This is a genomic window from Streptomyces sp. A01 (assembly GCF_059026195.1).
This window is the reverse complement of record NZ_JBWLKN010000022.1, coordinates 30858-46549: the sequence shown is the minus strand read 5'-3', so window position 1 is coordinate 46549 and position 15692 is coordinate 30858. Positions and strand designations below refer to the sequence as shown.

Sequence of the window (15692 nt, the reverse complement as noted above, 5' to 3'; positions counted from 1 at the left end):
TGCGGCCCTGGCGCTCAGGCGCGGTCGGCTCCCGCGCCCGGGGCGCCGGGGCCACGCATCCAGCGCGCCCCTGCCCGGCGGCCTCAGCCGCCTCAGCCGCCTCAGCTGAAGACGATCATCGACCCTTGACCCAGGCTGCGGGTCGCCGCGGCGTACAGCGACAGCCAGACATGGCGTTCCCGGGCGAACGGGTTGTCGTCGTATGGGATCGGGGCGGCGGGTTCCTCCAGGTCGGTGGGTCGGGTCGGCGGAGTGGGCGGTGCGGGCGGGTTGGCCGGGTCGATGCCCAAGGCGGGGGCGACCTCCTGGAGTTCGCGCAGCAGCCCCTGGCTGGAGCCGAGCGGGCCACCGCCTTCGAGAAGCCCGTCGTTGGACAGCGGATGCTCGAAGTCGACCGGAACGTAGGCGCCCGCGTGGTCGTAGTGCCATACGAGGTGGGACTGCTGGGCCGTGGGCTCGAACATCTCCAGCAACTGCTCGTAGTCCCCGCCCAGTTCGCCGACGGGGGTGACGGCGAGTCCGCAGATCCGCAGCAGGTAGGCGCGGCGCAGGAAGTGGAGGGCGTCGTAGTCGAACCCGGCGATCGGCGCGACCGCGCCGGAGAGCCCGGGCGTGTAGCCGAAGACCGGAACGGGAGGCAGCCCGGCGTCACCGAGCGCCTGGTCGTACGCGGCGATTTCCTCCGCGAAGGGGTTGTCGGGGCTGTGACACAGCACATCGACGAGTGGGACCAGCCAGAGGTCACATGCCACGTGTACTCACTCTCGTTGGCGGCGGTCGGGCCAGCGTAGCCCGCCGGCAACGCTCCGCGAAGAGCGCGGCAGAGAGCCGTGGCGGACCGTTTCCGGCTGCTCCGGGCCGTGACGCCCGCACCGCCGGGGCGGCCAGGCACGGATGTCAGGCGGGATGTCAGGCCGGGTGTCAGGTTGGATGGCAGGCCGGATGGCGGCCCAGGCACAGCAAGGCGGCGCGCCGGATGCCGGCCCGGCGTCAGGCCGCGTTCTCGATGAGGGCGAGGCTGTGCGCGTTGTACGCGGCGACGATCTTCTCGGCTGTCTTGATGTCGCCGCTGGTGATGGCGAGTACCAGGTCGCGGTGCCCGGCCCACAGCCGTTCGCTCAGGTCGGGCAGGCCGCGCAGATACGGGACGCAGAAGACCCAGCTCTGCACGCGCACGCGCTCCAGAATCCCCGAGATGTACGAGTTGCCGACGAGCCCGCTCAGTTCACGCCAGAACCGCAGGTCGTAGCCGATGAGTATGTCGAGGTCGCCGCCGCGCGCCGCGCGCTCGGCCTCCTCCGCCCGGCGCCGTACCGAGGCCAGGGACTCCGGTGTCGCCGCGTCCAGCGCCGGGGCGACGGAGCGCCGGAACATGCCCTCGACGATGAGGGTGCGGGCCTCGACCATGTCCCGGTAGTCGTCGATGGTGAACTCGTGCACCCGGTAGCCCCGGTGCTCCTCTACGTCCAGCAGCCCCTGCGCGCACAGGTCGAGCAGCGCCTCGCGGACCGGGGTGGCGGACACGCCGTACTGCTCGGCCATCTCCTTGACGGTGAACTGCTGCCCGGCCGGGAGGCGCCCGGCGAGCACCTCGTCGCGCAGCGCGCCGGCAATCTGCTGCCGCAGCGTGCTGCGCTTGACCTGGCTGATGCCGGGCATGGTCCCGTCTCCTTCCGTGGCCGCGCGCATGGGCAGAAGTTGGTGGGAATGCGGACGGCCCTCGCATCACGATATGCGAGGGCCGTAGCGCGCAGTGTGGAGGTGTTGTACGGAGTGCAGTGCTCTGGCCCGAGCATGGCGCTCTGACACGGAAAAGTCGCTCGGCGGTGTGGCCAACGTTACGCCGCGTACGCCCGGGCATGGCAGCTGCCGGACGGCTTCCGGCGCCCCCGCCCGCACCCACGCGCCCTCGCGCCCGCGATGCCGCGCGCACCGGGCGGTGGGCTCCGGCGCGCACACCAAGCCGTGCGCGTTGCCGCCGTACGCGTCGCGCCGTGCGCGCGCTCCGGGGCGGGAGCGCGGCGGCTACACCGTGTGCGCGTCGGCCGCTGTCAGGGCCTCGTCCAGGATGGCCAGGCCCTCCTTGGCCTCCGCCTCGGTCACCGTGCACGGCGGGACGACGTGGGTGCGGTTCATGTTCACGAAGGGCCAGAGGCCGCCGCGCTTGCAGGCTGTGGCGAAGTCGGCCATGGGCTGGTTCGCCGGGCCGCTCGCGTTGTACGGGACCAGCGGCTCGCGGGTCTCCTCGTCCTTGACGAGTTCGAGCGCCCAGAAGACGCCCATCCCCCGCACCTCGCCGACGGAGGCGTGCCGGGAGGCGAGGTCGCGCAGGCCGGGGCCGATGACCCGCTCGCCCATCTCGGCGGCGTTCTCGACGATGCCCTCCTCCGCCATGGCGTTGAGGGTCGCGACGGCGGAGGCGCAGGCCAGCGGGTGCCCGGAGTAGGTGAGGCCGCCGGGGTAGGGGCGCTGGTCGAAGGTCGCCGCGATCTCGGCGGAGATGGCGACGCCGCCGAGCGGCACGTAACCGGAGTTGACGCCCTTGGCGAAGGTCAGCAGGTCGGGCGTGATGTCCCAGTGGTCGGCGGCGAACCAGCGGCCGGTGCGTCCGAAGCCCGACATGACCTCGTCGAGGATGAAGACGATGCCGTACCGGTCGCAGATCTCCCGGACCCCGGCCAGGTAGCCGGACTGGGGACCCTTCGCACCACTGGCCGAGGGAGGCACCATGATCCCGGCCGTGCCGGGGACGGTCTCCAGGATGATCGCGGCGATGGTCTGCGGGCCCTCGAAGACGATGGTGTCCTCAAGGTGCCGCAGGGCGCGGTCGCACTCCTGCTCCTCGGTCTCGGCGTGGAACGGCGACCGGTAGAGGAACGGGGCCCAGAAGCGCACGACACCCGCCGAAGCGGTGTCCGAGGCCCAGCGGCGCGGGTCGCCTGTCAGGTTGATCGCGGCGGCGGTGGCCCCGTGGTACGAGCGGTAAGCGGAGAGCACCTTGGGGCGGCCGGTGTGCACCCGGGCCATCCGGACCGCGTTCTCGACGGCCTCGGCGCCACCGTTGGTGAAGAAGATCTTGTCCAGGTCGCCGGGCGTGCGCTCGGCGATCAGCCGGGCCGCCTCGGACCGTACGTCCACGGCGAAACCGGGCGCGATGGTGCACAGCTTCGCGGCCTGCTCCTGGATGGCGGCGACGACCTTGGGGTGCTGGTGGCCGATGTTGGTGTTGACGAGCTGGGAGGAGAAGTCGAGGTAGCGGTTGCCGTCGTAGTCCCAGAAGTACGAGCCTTCGGCGCCCGCCACCGCGAGCGGGTCGATCAGGCCCTGCGCCGACCAGGAGTGGAAGACATGCGCGCGGTCGTCGGCCTTGACTGCGGCGCCCACGGAGGGCTCGTGGGCGGGGTGCGTGGACACGTTCAGTACCTCGGATCGCTCGCGGCTCGGTGATACCAACATCGTCAGCGTATGGACCGTGGCGCCCACCTGGTACCGGCACTGTGTATGGCGCTCACCACGCCCCCGGACACACTGCCGGGAACCGGGCCGGCCCACCGGGCGCCTCCCCCGCGTCCTGGCTCCCTCGCGCCCGGCCCGGCAACCGTCTCGTCACACCGCGCCTGCTCGCGGCGCGCGGCCTCTATTCTCTGCGGGGGTGGACCGGGGCGGGTCAGCGCGGCGGCGTCAGCCTGACGCGATCTCCGTCAGCCCGTACGCCACGGAGACCCGTACGACACGGAGACCTGTACGACACGGAGACCTGTACGGCGGCAGCACGGTACGGGCAGCGCGACGGCGGCGACACAAGGGGCAGGAGCCACAACAGCATGGAAGACCTGGGGGCCGACGATCCTCGCTGGATCGGCGAGTACCGCCTGCTCAGCAGGCTCGGTGAGGGAGGGATGGGCCGGGTGTACCTGGCCCGTTCGGCGCGTGGCCGCACCGTCGCCGTCAAGCTGGTGCGGGGTGAGCTGGCCGGGCAGCCCGACTTCCGGCGCCGCTTCCAGGCGGAGGTCCGGGCCGCGCAGCGGGTCGGCGGTGACTGGACCGCGCCGGTGCTCGACGCCGACACCGAGGCGGCCACGCCCTGGGTGGCCACCGGTTACATCGGCGGCCCCTCGCTGTACACCCTCGTCGCCCGCGACTCAGGACCGCTCCCCGAGCATTCCGTACGCGCCCTCGCCCGTGGCCTGGCGCAGGCGCTGCGCGACATCCACGGCGCGGGGCTGATCCACCGCGACCTGAAGCCGTCGAACGTGCTGATCACCATCGACGGCCCGCGCGTCATCGACTTCGGCATCGCCCGCGCCCTCGACCCGGTCGCCGACAGCGGGCTGACCATGACCGGCGCGGTCGTCGGCTCGCCCGGCTTCATGTCCCCCGAGCAGGTGATCGGCGCGCCGATCACGGCGGCCAGCGATGTCTTCTGCCTGGGGTCCGTGCTCGCCTTCGCCAGTACGGGGCGCTCACCGTTCGGCACGGCCGACAGCGGTGTGCACGCGCTGATGTACCGGGTCGCTCAGGAGGAGCCGGACCTCGACGGGCTGCCCGAGGGGCTGCGCGAGCTGGTCGAGGGCTGCCTCACGAAGGACGCGGCCCGGCGTTTCACCGTAGAGCGGGTACTGGAGTGTGCGGGGGGCGCGGGGGCGGAGTCCGAGCCGTGGCTCCCGGGCGAGCTGCTGGCCCAGCTCGGCCGCGACGCGCTGCGCCTGCTGGAGGCGGAGATGCCGCAGACCTCCGTCGGCTTCACGCCGCTGGGGTCACCGGGCGCGCCCGGAGCGCCGGGCATATCGACGCCGACCGGCCCCGGCCTGGGCGCGCCACCACCGTCCGCCACCCAGCTCGGCCCCCCGCAGCACCAGCAGCCCCAGCAGCCGTCCACCCCGACACCGCCGGGGCCCCACCAGCACCAGCCACCCCTCACACACCAGTACCAGCACCAGACCCACACGCCGCACCCAGTGTCACCACACACACCACAACCACCACAGTCACAGCCACCACAGTCACTGTCGCCACAAACGCCACCGCCCGCGTACGCGCACACCGGCATCGCCGCCGCCCAGCCCTACCCGCCCGGCGGCACCGCGTACCAGCCGTTCGCCGTATGGCGTTCCCCCCGCTCTCTCGCGAACGCCACGGTCACCCTCTTCGCGATCAGCCTGCTGCTCATGCTGCTCGACCTGGCCTTCAGCATCCGGCTCTACGGCGTGTACGAGGAGTACTTCGAGGGCTCGGGCCCGGCGTCGGCCATCGACGACAGCGAGGACGTCACCGACGGGCTGGACGCCCTCGCGTTCCTCACCGCCATTCCGATGGTCGTGCTGTGGGTGGTCTGGTTCCGGCGCGTCTACGTCAACGCGCAGGTGGTCGCGCCGGGGCGGCAGCGGTACAGCAGCGGGATGGCCGCGGGGTCCTGGTTCATCCCCGTCGTCCAGTTCTGGTTCCCCAAGCAGATGGCCAACGACATCTGGACCTCAAGCTCCCCGGCCCCCAGCGCCCCGCAGGGCCCGTACCAGCCTCCGCCGAGCGGCCCGTCGCGCGCGCTGCTGAACTGGTGGTGGACGCTGTTCGTCCTCCTGCTCGTCGTCAGCACCGTCGGCCTCGCGGTGTTCGGCGAGGCGGAGACGTACGGCCAGTACCAGGACTCCGTCGTCTGGTCCTGCGTCAGCGACGTCGTGTCGATCCCCACCGCCGTACTCGCGATCGTCGTCGTGCTCCGGCTGACCTCCATGCAGGAGCGGCAGGCCCTCCAGCAGCAGCTGCCAGGCGCGCCGGGTGGCACAGGGCTCTACGGCCCACGGTACGGCCCGGGCCCCGGCGGCCGCTGACCGGACCGGCCGTCCGCACCCGCCGACCGCGCCGACCGAGCCGTCCGCGCCGAGCCGTACGGGCGTGAACTAAACGGCTGAGGCCCGCGCCCCGGTTTCCCGGAGGCACGGGCCTCAGCCGTACGCGAACTCACATGATCAGCACACGATCAGCGCGTGATCAGACGAACGGGTTGATCTGGATCGTCTCGTCGCGGCCGGGGCCGACGCCGATCGCCGAGATCGGCGCGCCGGACATCTCCTCCAGCGCCTTCACGTACGCCTGCGCGTTCTTCGGCAGGTCAGCGAAGGTCTTCGCCTTGGTGATGTCCTCCGACCAGCCCGGCAGGTTCTCGTAGACCGGCTTCGCGTGGTGGAAGTCACTCTGGCTGTACGGCAGCTCCTCGACGCGCTTGCCGTCGATCTCGTACGCCACACACACCGGGATCTGCTCCCAGCCTGTCAGCACGTCGAGCTTCGTCAGGAAGAAGTCGGTGAGGCCGTTGACGCGGGTCGCGTAACGGGCGATCACCGCGTCGAACCAGCCACAGCGCCGGTCGCGCCCGGTGGTCACACCGCGCTCGCCGCCGATGCTGCGCAGCGCCTCGCCGTCCGCGTCGAAAAGTTCGGTCGGGAAGGGACCGGCTCCGACGCGCGTGGTGTACGCCTTGAGGATGCCGATCACCCGGCTGATTTTCGTCGGTCCCACGCCCGCACCCGTGCAGGCGCCGCCGGCGGTCGGGTTGGACGAGGTCACGAAGGGGTACGTGCCGTGGTCGACGTCGAGCAGGGTGCCCTGGCCGCCCTCGAAGAGGACGACCTTCCCCTCGTCGATGGCGTTGTTCAGGATCAGCGTCGTGTCGGCGACGTAGTCCCTGATCTGCTCCGCGTAGCCGAGGTACTCCTCGACGACCTGCTCCGCGTTGATCGCGCGCCGGTTGAAGAGCTTGACCAGGATCTGGTTCTTCTCGTGCAGCGCCGCTTCGACCTTCTGGAGCAGGATCGACTCGTCGAAGAGGTCCTGCACGCGGATGCCGACGCGGTTGATCTTGTCGGCGTACGTCGGGCCGATGCCGCGCCCGGTCGTACCGATCTTCCGCTTACCGAGGAACCGTTCCGTGACCTTGTCCACCGTCTGGTGGTACGGAGTGATCAAATGAGCGTTGCCGCTGATCAGCAGCTTGGACGTGTCGACGCCGCGCTCATTGAGTCCGCTCAGCTCGGAGAGCAGGACCGCTGGGTCGACGACGACTCCGTTACCGATCACCGGCGTGCACTCAGGCGTGAGGATTCCGGAAGGGAGGAGGTGCAGCGCGTACTTCTGGTCGCCGACGACGACCGTGTGGCCGGCGTTGTTGCCGCCCTGGTAGCGCACCACGTAGTCCACCGAGCCACCGAGCAGGTCGGTGGCCTTTCCCTTGCCTTCATCACCCCACTGAGCACCGAGCAGCACAAGTGCGGGCACAGGCGTACACCCCTTCCGGGCGGGGCATGTCCAACGTGCGCGACGGTACGCGTCATCGCGTTTCCGCCACCAGAGCCGTCGGACCGGTGCCCCGGAATAGACCAAGCCCCTGGCGCAATAGCGCAAGGGGCTCTTGCACCGAGATGCTACCTGAGGAAGGACCGAGGTGTCGGCTCCAGAGCCCCGCGCGAGCGCGGGCCTACCGCTGCTCATGATCATCGACCAGGGCGCACGGCGCACCGACGGCGAGTCGGTGCGCATCGCCAAGGACGTGCTGTGCGCGCGTGCGACCACGAAAATCTGCCTGCCCGACGGGCCGGAGGACGTCGCGCGGGCGCTGGCCCGCCGGGGCGGCAGACGGCCCGTGGTGGTTGGCGATGACCAGGCGCTGCTCCGGGTCGTCACACTGCTGCACCGAGAGCGGACGCTGGCCTCCACGCCGGTGGCCATGGTGCCGGTGGGACCGGCCGCCTCCGTGCGGCTGGCGCGGGCCCTCGGCGTGCCGACGGACGCGGTCGCTGCCGCGCGCGCCGTCCTGGACGGCGCGGACCGCCGACTCGACCTGCTGGTCGACGACAGCGACGGCGTGGTGCTCGGCGGCCTGTGCGTGCCCTCCGGGCCGGGGATCAGCGGCCCGCACGCCGTCGCGTACGGCGCCGGCGGCAGCGCTGGACGCCCCCTCGGCTACGGGCACGCGTACGGCTACGAGGGCGGCCCCGGGACTGGGCCTGGGGCTGGGGCTGGGCCTGGAAGTACGGGCGGGGGCGCGAACGCGAACGCGAACACGGACGCGGACGCCGACGCGGGCGGTCACGCGCATGGCGGAAGCGCGTACGGCCGGATGGCCCGGCGCGGCGGCGGCGACGGTGGGGGCGGCGGCAGCGGCGGGGACCACGGCGGTACGGGCAGCGGCGCGCGCGGCGGCGAGAGGCCGGGCCGTGGCAACGGCGCGCTCTTCGCCCCCGGGTCCCGCCCGGGTTCCGGCCCGGAACCCGGTCCCGACAACGGCGGGGACTCCGGCGCGGGTCCTGCGGCTGCCTCCCGCGCCGAGGCCGGGACCGATCCGGAAACCGGTTCCGGGGCTCGCCCGGGAACAGCCGGTTACGGGAGTGGCGGCCCGGCCGGGCGGACCGGCGCTGCGCGCGGCACCGGCGCGGCGGGCACCGGGGGCGGCGGGGTTCCCAGGCCCCGCACCGGCCAGTCCGGCGGGCCGGACCGGCCCCGGCCGTGGTGGTCCCCGGCGGCGCGTACGGCTCGTACGGCGCTGACCCTGCTGACCACGCCCGTCACCGGGCTGACCGGGCTCGGCGGGGCAGGGACGCGCCGGGCGCAGCCCCCCACGCGACGGCTGCGCGTCGAGGCTGACGGAGTGCTGCTGGCCGACCTCGACCACCCGGTGGAACGGGTCTCGATCTCAACGGCGTCGCTCGCGACGACCGGCCCCACCGGACGCGCGGCGCACAGCGCCACGGGCACGGGCACGGGAGCCGATGCCGCCACGGGCGCCCGCACGCCGCACGGCACATCCGGGGGACCAGGCGCCCAAGCCGTCGGCGCGGCGGAGGCCAGGTCGGACGGCAGGTCAGCCATCAGGCCAGACGGCAGGTCAGATGACAGGAGCGGCCGTGTTTCAGACAGCGGGTCAGCGGACCGGGCGGGTGGCACCGCTGACGGCAGCGTGAACGGCGCGGCGCACGGAACGAAGGGCGGGGCGGCGGGCCGGGCGGCGCTGGGCGGCGCGGGCGGCGCGGCGGACGGCGGAGCGTTCACGCGGCGCGCGAACGGCGAGCCGACCGACGCGGGGCAGGTCGACGCGGGGCAGGTCGACGCGGCGCGAGCCGACGAGGCGGGCCAGGCCGATGACGCCGGGGCGCCGTATCGCGGGCTCGCCGAGGTCGTCGTCTACGGGCATGTCTCAGGCAGCCTCGTACGGGCGCGGGCCCGGGCCGTGACGATCTCGGGGCCGGACTTCCACTACCGGGCGGACGCGCTGGTCGGCGGGCCGGTACGGACCCGGACCTGGACGGTGCTGCCGAACGCCTGGACCCTGACGCTGCCCCGGTAGCGCCACCTGGCCCCGCCCGGCCGCGCTAACCGCCCGCGCCCGCGCCAGCTCCCGGCCCCGGCCCGTCCGCCCCGGCGGTGCGGGTCTCGCGGCGGGCGGCCTGCCGCTCGCGCCAGCGGTCCATGATCACCAGCATTTCGCCGTGCAGATACTCGAAGAACTCAGCCGTCTCCGTCATCCGCACCCCCGCCGGAGTGTCGGGGCCCAGGGCCTCGGCGCCGTCCCGCATGGTCTGCTCCCAGCGCGAGAGGACCTGGTCGCGGCGGGTGATGGACTCGTACCAGATGTCGGTGTGCAGTCGGTAGCGGTCGCGCCGGGAGCCGGGCTCGCGCTCCCGGCCGACCATGTGGACCTGGGAGAGATACCGGATCGCGCCGGAGACGGCGGCGGGGCTGATCTGGAGCTGCTCGGCGAGCTCGGCGGAGGTGAGCGAGCCGGAGTCGGAGGCGAGGAGCGCGGCGAAGACGCGGGACGCCATGCGCTGGACGCCCGCCTGGGCCAGCTCGGCGGCGAACCTCTCGACGAACTGGGACACGGCGTCCTCGTCGCGCGCGGCCCCCGGGGCAGCCGTCCGCGGCAGCACGGCACCCCGGTCCGGCGTGTCCAGACCGGCCCGCCGCCCCGCGCCCGGCTGGACTGCCGCCTCGGAGGCCGCGGGTTTCAGTTCCGTCATCGTCAACCCCGTCGTCTCGCTCACAGTCAAAGCTCCCTGTTCAGAGCCTCACCACCAATTATACGTTTCTTTAACTTCACAAATTTCTGAAAGAAGAGTAGCTTCGAAATCATGACGACGGCAATCACCGTGTCCAGCCTCCACAAGTCCTTTGGCCGGACGCACGCACTGGACGGCCTCAACCTCGAAGTCGAGACGGGTGAGGTCCACGGCTTCCTCGGTCCGAACGGGGCGGGGAAATCCACCACCATCAGAGTGCTGCTCGGTCTGCTCCGCGCGGACAGCGGCACCGCCCAGCTCCTCGGCAAGGACCCGTGGCATGACGCGGTTGAGCTGCACAACCGGCTCGCCTACGTCCCCGGTGACGTCACGCTGTGGCGCAACCTCAGCGGCGGCGAGGTCATCGACCTCTACGGGCGGCTGCGCGGCGGCCTGGACACGTCCAGGCGGGCCGAGCTGCTGGAACGGTTCGATCTTGATCCGACCAAGAAGGGCCGCGCGTACTCCAAGGGCAACCGGCAGAAGGTCGCGCTCGTCGCCGCGTTCGCGTCCGACGTCGACCTGCTGATCTTCGACGAGCCGACCTCCGGGCTCGACCCGCTGATGGAGGAGGTGTTCCGCGAGTGCGTCATAGAGGAGCGGCGGCGCGGAAGGACCGTCCTCCTGTCGAGTCACATCCTCAGCGAGGTCGAGGCGCTGTGCGACCGGGTGAGCATCATCCGCAAGGGCAGGACAGTCGAGAGCGGCTCGCTCAGCTCGCTGCGCCACCTGACCCGGACGTCGGTGACTGCCGAGCTGGAAGCCCCGCCCAACGGGCTGACCACGCTCCCCGGTGTGCACGACGTCGACGTCGAGGGCCATCGCGTCAAGCTCCAGGTCGACACGCACCAGCTCAACGCCGTGCTGAAGCAGCTCAGCGAGACGGGCGTGCGCAGCCTCACGTCGACGCCGCCGACGCTGGAAGAGCTGTTCATGCGCCACTACCAGGCCGACGCCCGGCAGCCAGCGGCGGAAGGGGCGACCGCACGATGACCGCCGTAGCCGACGCACGGGTGGCCGCCCCACCCAAGCGGTCGTCCCACGACCTGACGGGTACCGGGACGCTGCTGAAGCTCGCACTGCGCCGCGACCGTGTCATGGTGCCGGTCTGGGTGCTCGCCCTCGGGCTGATCCCCATGAGCACGGCGAACCAACTGGACAGCTCCTACGGCACAGCCGCCAAGCGCGCCGACCTCGTCCACGACATGAACGCCAACGGCTCGACGCGTGCGCTGCTCGGAGCCGCCTTCGACGACTCGCTGGGCGCGCTCACCGCCTGGCGGGTGGGCGGCTTCCTGGCCCTGTTCGCCGCGATCATGAGCTTGCTCATCGTGATCAGGCATACGCGTGAGGAGGAGGAGACCGGCCGCCAGGAGGCGCTGTCCTCCGGCATGGTCGGCCGCCGCGCCGGACTCACCTCCGCGATCATCACGGTGGCCATCGCCAACGGCGCCATCGCCCTGCTGATCACGGGCGGCCTCGCCGCCAAGGGCGGCAGCGGCGCGCTCGCGCTCGGCCTGGGCGTCGGCCTCAGCGGTATGGCCTTCGGCGGCATCGCCGCCATCACCGCCCAGGTCACCGAGAACACGCGGCTGGCCAAGGGCCTGGCCATGGCCGCCGTCGGCATCGCCTTCGTGCTGCGCATGGGCGGAGACGCCGCCAAGGACAACTCGGAGGGTTCCAGCCACAGCCTGGTCTGGCTCTCCCCGCTGGGCTGGGCGGAGAACACCCGGGCGTTCGCGCAGGAACGGTGGTGGACGCTGCTGCTGCTCGCGCTGCTGTCGGCGGTCACCATCGCCACGGCGTACACCCTCGCGGGCCGCCGCGACATCGGTGCCAGCTTCTTCGCGACCCGCGCGGGCCCGCCCGGCGCCGGCCCCTGGCTCCAGGGGGTGTACGGCCTGGCGTGGCGGCTCCAGCGCGGCACGCTGTTCGCCTGGGCCGTCGGCTTCGCCTTCGCGGGCGTCATCTTCGGTGGCATCGCGGACAGCGCGGAGGACATCCTCGGCGACAGCGAGCGCACGCGCGACACCTTCGTCCGCATGGGCGGCCAAGAGGGCCTCACGGACGCGTTCCTCGCCTCCATGGTGGGCTTCCTCGGCCTGGCGGTGACCGTGCACACGGCCAGCGCCGTGCTGCGGCTGCGCGGCGAGGAGACGGATCAGCGCGCGGAACCGCTGCTGGCCAACGCCGTCAGCCGACTGCGCTGGGTGTCCAGCCATCTCGTCGTCGCCTACCTCGGCCCGGTCGCCATCCTTCTGGTCGGCGGGCTCGGCCTCGGCGTCGCCTACGGCACGGCGGCCGGTGACCTCGGCGGCGAACTCCCGCCCGTGGTCGGCGCCGCGCTCGCGCAGACCCCGGCGGTCTGGGTGATCACCAGCCTGGCGGTGTTCCTCTTCGGTGTGCTGCCGAAGTACACGGCCGCCACCTGGGGTGTGGTCGGGTTCGTCGTCGCCATCGGCTGGCTCGGCCCGGCGCTCGACCTGTCCCAGTCCGTCATGGACCTCTCGCCCTTCGGCCACCTGCCGAAGCTGCCGGGCGGCGACCTCACCGCCACCCCGTACCTGTGGATGCTGCTGCTCTCCGCCGCACTGCTGGCAGCCGGCCTGGTGGGGCTGCGCCGCCGGGACATGACCAACTGACCGCCCTTGGCACGGGCGCCTGGCCGGCCATGCGACTCCCCCGCGAGGGCGCGCGTGACGACGCAGGGCCCGCGCCGAGCCGCCAAGACGTGCGGCGCCGGACTCCGTTCACCCCCGTAGCGGAGTCCGGCGCCGCACTTATGCTTTATGCGGCTTATGCCGCTTTCTGCGCCTTATGCATGGGTACGTAGCGCCACGCTCCCCATGTTATCCACAGGCTGTGGACAGAAGAGTCGATCGCGCGATCAGCGAGGCGCCCACGGCAGATCCGGCCAACCCGCGCTCAGACCTCCACCAGAAGTTCCTTCAACCCCCGGATGACGAACTGCGGTTTCCCATCCGGCTCCGCCACCAGCCGCAGTTGGGGCGCGCGGCTCAGCAACGCCCCGTAGGACTCGGCGAGTTCGACACGTGCGAGTGCCGCTCCCAGGCAGTAGTGGACGCCCGCCCCGAAGGACATATGCGGATTGTCCGTACGGGCCAGATCGAGACGATCAGGGTCGGCGAAGCACGCCGGGTCGCGGTTGGAGGAACCGAAGAGCAGCGCCACCTCGTTGCCGCGCGGGATGACCGTGCCGCCCACCTCGATGTCGTCGAGAACCCACCGCTCGAACAGCTGCAAGGGCGTGTCGTAGCGCAGCAGTTCCTCAATGGCGGTCGGCAGCAGCCGCTCGGGCTCGGCACACAGTGCGGCGAGCTGGTCAGGGTGCCGGAACAGGGCCCACCAGCCGTTCCCCGTGGCGTTGACGGTGGCCTCGTGGCCCGCGTTCAGCAGCAGGACACAGGTGGAGACCATCTCCTGTTCGCTGAGCTTGTCCCCGTCGTCGTACGCGGCGATCAGCGCGCTGATCAGGTCGTCCCCCGGCTCCTTGCGACGCGCCGCGATCAGGTCGCGCAAGTAGGCGGAGAACTCCAGGCTCGCCCGTACGGCCCGGCGCGCGGTCTCCTCACCCGGGTTCAGCTCGTACATCCCGCAGATGTCCGCCGACCATGGGCGAAGCGGCGCGCGGTCGGCGGGCGGGATTCCGAGCAGTTCGGCGATGACCGCCACCGGCAGCGGTTCGGCGACCTCGGCGATGAGATCGCCGCCCCCGGCGGCCAGCAGCGAGTCCACCAGCTCCTCGGCGAGCCGCCGCACCGTGGGCACCAGCCGTTCCACCGTGCGCGGCGTGAACGCCTTGGACACCAGACGGCGCACGCGCGGATGTGCGGGCGCCTCCAGATCGAGCAGCCCCTGCCCGTTGAGCGTATGGAACGGTTCATGCTCGGGGGGCGGCGCGGTCCGGCCGAACCCCTCGTGGGTGAACCGGTGCAGGTAACTCCGGCCGAGCCGCCGGTCCCGCAGCAACGCGCTGACATCCGCGTGATGCGGGATCAGCCACTGCTTGGTGGCGTCGAAGTAGTGCGCCCGGCCGAGCTCACGCAGCGCCGCGTACGCGGGATACGGGTCAGCGACGAACTCGGGCTTCCACGGGTCGAAGACGCTCTCCACGCTCATCTCTGGCCACCCTCTCCTCGCGCTTCCTCACCGTAGCGGTCCCGGCTCCCGAGGACGCCCGGCTCCTGAAACCGCTGAGGTTGGGGACGAGGATGATGCTCGGGTGGCGCCGGTGACACTGGTTGACGTTGGTGGGTCCGGGGTGCGGGCGAGGCGGGTGATCTCCGCGAGGACGGTCCCGGTCGCTTCAGCGGCGGGATCGATCAGGGGAAAGTGCCCCACCCCCGCGACGAGAACGAGCCGCACCGGCTGCCCGGCCGCCATGGCCGCCGCGGCGAACGCCTCAGCGGCGGGCGGCGGGACATCCTCGTCGGCCTCCCCCTGTACGAGGACCGTGGGGACACCCGTCGGCAACAGGGCCGCCGGATCGCTCTGCGCCAGCCGCCCCCGCGACTCCACGTCCGGGCCTTCGCCCTTGACCGCTCCGGAGCCGACGGGAGTCAGGCCGAGCAGTTCGTCGACGGCGTGGGAGCAGACGCCCAGCTCACGGGCCGAGGCGAAGTCCGCGATGGGTGCGAGGCCGACCACCCCGCGACAGCCGGGCCGCGTGGGGAGCCGCCAGCGCGAACCGGTGGGAAGCCGGTGCCGCGCGGCGGCCCACAGCGCGGCGTGCCCGCCCGCGGAGTGGCCGACGAGCACCGGCCGTTCCGCGTCGACGGCGGCCCAACGAGTGCCGTCGGCGGCCCGGACCGCGTCCCCTCGCGGTACGGCCCGGCCGGGGCCCGGCCGCCCGCCGGGCCCGTAAGGCGAACCCTCCCCGTCCGGCACGGGACCGGAATGACTGCTTCCAGGGCTGCCCGGTTCTTCCGGACTGGCTGCACTGTCCGGGCTGCTGGGCTTGTCCGTCCCGCCCGGACTGCCCGGTCTGCCCGCGCCCGGTGCCGCGTGACGGCCGCGCGCGAGGTCGCGTACGAGTTCGGGCATGGCGTCCATGGCGGCCGCGATGTCGTCGAAGGTCTCCGGCCACCGCCCGGCAGGCAGCGGCGGCGCCGCGCCACCGGCCGCCTCCGGCCCGGACGCGCTCGCGGGCTCCTGGCCCGGTGCCGGCACCCGCCCTGGCGCCGGTGCCCGCGTGCCATGCTCCACCGAGCTGCCCGGCGGCTCGTCCGCCGGGCCGCGCCGGTATTCGACCGATGCCACGGCGAAGCCGTGCGCGGCGATGTACGCCGCGAACGGGGAGAGGTGGCGGCGGTCGTACGGCGCGCGCCACGCGCCGCCGTGGAACAACACGACCAGCGGGACAGCCGGTGGCTGATCGCCCCGAAGCACGGGCGGGTCCGCCGGAGCCGCCGCGTCGGCTCCGGCAGACGGCGGATCGGGAACCGACGGGCGGTCAGCCGGCAGACCGGAAGACGGCAACGCGGAAGACGACGGACCCGCAGAGGACAGCCACGCAGAAGACAGACCCGCAGACGACGGGGCCGCAGACGACGGGCCGCCGGCCGCCGATCCGACGGCGACCGACCCGGCAGCCACCGGATCGGCAGCCCTCGACCCGGACGG

General features: G+C 72.3%; 11 protein-coding genes. 4 read left to right on the top strand and 7 right to left on the bottom strand.

Translation table 11 applies throughout. From position 1 onward, the window contains the following. Positions 1-101 precede the first annotated feature (101 nt). The 3 genes from AC5P1B_RS26105 to AC5P1B_RS26095 form a co-directional block, all read right to left on the bottom strand. Positions 102-752, bottom strand: a complete 651-nt coding sequence (locus AC5P1B_RS26105; protein ID WP_493890147.1) for a putative DNA-mimic protein — start codon at positions 750-752, stop codon at positions 102-104. Positions 753-990: 238 nt separating this feature from the next. Next, on the bottom strand, positions 991-1659 hold the full coding sequence (locus AC5P1B_RS26100) for a GntR family transcriptional regulator (RefSeq protein WP_493890146.1): 669 nt from the start codon (positions 1657-1659) through the stop codon (positions 991-993). A gap of 366 nt (positions 1660-2025) precedes the next feature. Beyond that, entirely contained in the window at positions 2026-3456 is a 1431-nt protein-coding gene (locus tag AC5P1B_RS26095) for an aspartate aminotransferase family protein (protein ID WP_493890144.1), read from the bottom strand. Positions 3457-3824: 368 nt separating this feature from the next. Here AC5P1B_RS26095 and AC5P1B_RS26090 point away from each other — a divergent pair, with 368 nt between their 5' ends. Next, on the top strand, positions 3825-5828 hold the full coding sequence (locus AC5P1B_RS26090) for a protein kinase domain-containing protein (RefSeq protein WP_493890143.1): 2004 nt from the start codon (positions 3825-3827) through the stop codon (positions 5826-5828). Between the two features lie 160 nt (positions 5829-5988). Here the strand turns inward: AC5P1B_RS26090 and AC5P1B_RS26085 are convergent, their stop codons facing one another. Further along, positions 5989-7272: an adenylosuccinate synthase gene (locus tag AC5P1B_RS26085; protein WP_493890141.1), complete on the bottom strand. Its 1284-nt coding sequence runs from the start codon at positions 7270-7272 to the stop codon at positions 5989-5991. Positions 7273-7438: 166 nt separating this feature from the next. Between AC5P1B_RS26085 and AC5P1B_RS26080 the strand changes: the two genes are divergently transcribed. After that, positions 7439-9337, top strand: a complete 1899-nt coding sequence (locus AC5P1B_RS26080) for a hypothetical protein (protein WP_493890139.1) — start codon at positions 7439-7441, stop codon at positions 9335-9337. Between the two features lie 25 nt (positions 9338-9362). Here the strand turns inward: AC5P1B_RS26080 and AC5P1B_RS26075 are convergent, their stop codons facing one another. Then, positions 9363-10010 (bottom strand): GbsR/MarR family transcriptional regulator, encoded by a 648-nt coding sequence (locus AC5P1B_RS26075; protein WP_493890214.1) that lies wholly within the window; start codon positions 10008-10010, stop codon positions 9363-9365. Between the two features lie 111 nt (positions 10011-10121). On the opposite strand from AC5P1B_RS26075, the gene AC5P1B_RS26070 reads away from it, so the two are divergent. After that, positions 10122-11042, top strand: coding sequence for an ABC transporter ATP-binding protein (locus tag AC5P1B_RS26070; RefSeq protein ID WP_493890138.1), 921 nt, complete (start codon positions 10122-10124; stop codon positions 11040-11042). Beyond that, positions 11039-12691: an ABC transporter permease gene (locus AC5P1B_RS26065; protein ID WP_493890137.1), complete on the top strand. Its 1653-nt coding sequence runs from the start codon at positions 11039-11041 to the stop codon at positions 12689-12691. The genes AC5P1B_RS26070 and AC5P1B_RS26065 overlap by 4 nt, the downstream gene beginning before the upstream one ends. 283 nt (positions 12692-12974) lie before the next feature. On the opposite strand, the gene AC5P1B_RS26060 is transcribed toward AC5P1B_RS26065, so the two are convergent. After that, complete coding sequence (locus AC5P1B_RS26060) at positions 12975-14189, bottom strand: cytochrome P450 (protein ID WP_493890136.1); 1215 nt, start codon at positions 14187-14189, stop codon at positions 12975-12977. A 27-nt stretch (positions 14190-14216) separates the two neighbouring features. After that, positions 14217-15458 (bottom strand): alpha/beta hydrolase family protein, encoded by a 1242-nt coding sequence (locus AC5P1B_RS26055; protein WP_493890133.1) that lies wholly within the window; start codon positions 15456-15458, stop codon positions 14217-14219. Positions 15459-15692 lie beyond the last annotated feature (234 nt).

Coding starts and splice junctions, on each gene's coding strand:
- AC5P1B_RS26070 (WP_493890138.1), top strand. CDS start 10,122: ATGACGACGGCAATCACCGTGTCCAGCCTCCACAAGTCCTTTGGCCGG.
- AC5P1B_RS26095 (WP_493890144.1), bottom strand. CDS start 3,456: ATGTTGGTATCACCGAGCCGCGAGCGATCCGAGGTACTGAACGTGTCC.
- AC5P1B_RS26100 (WP_493890146.1), bottom strand. CDS start 1,659: ATGCCCGGCATCAGCCAGGTCAAGCGCAGCACGCTGCGGCAGCAGATT.
- AC5P1B_RS26090 (WP_493890143.1), top strand. CDS start 3,825: ATGGAAGACCTGGGGGCCGACGATCCTCGCTGGATCGGCGAGTACCGC.
- AC5P1B_RS26075 (WP_493890214.1), bottom strand. CDS start 10,010: ATGACGGAACTGAAACCCGCGGCCTCCGAGGCGGCAGTCCAGCCGGGC.
- AC5P1B_RS26065 (WP_493890137.1), top strand. CDS start 11,039: ATGACCGCCGTAGCCGACGCACGGGTGGCCGCCCCACCCAAGCGGTCG.
- AC5P1B_RS26060 (WP_493890136.1), bottom strand. CDS start 14,189: ATGAGCGTGGAGAGCGTCTTCGACCCGTGGAAGCCCGAGTTCGTCGCT.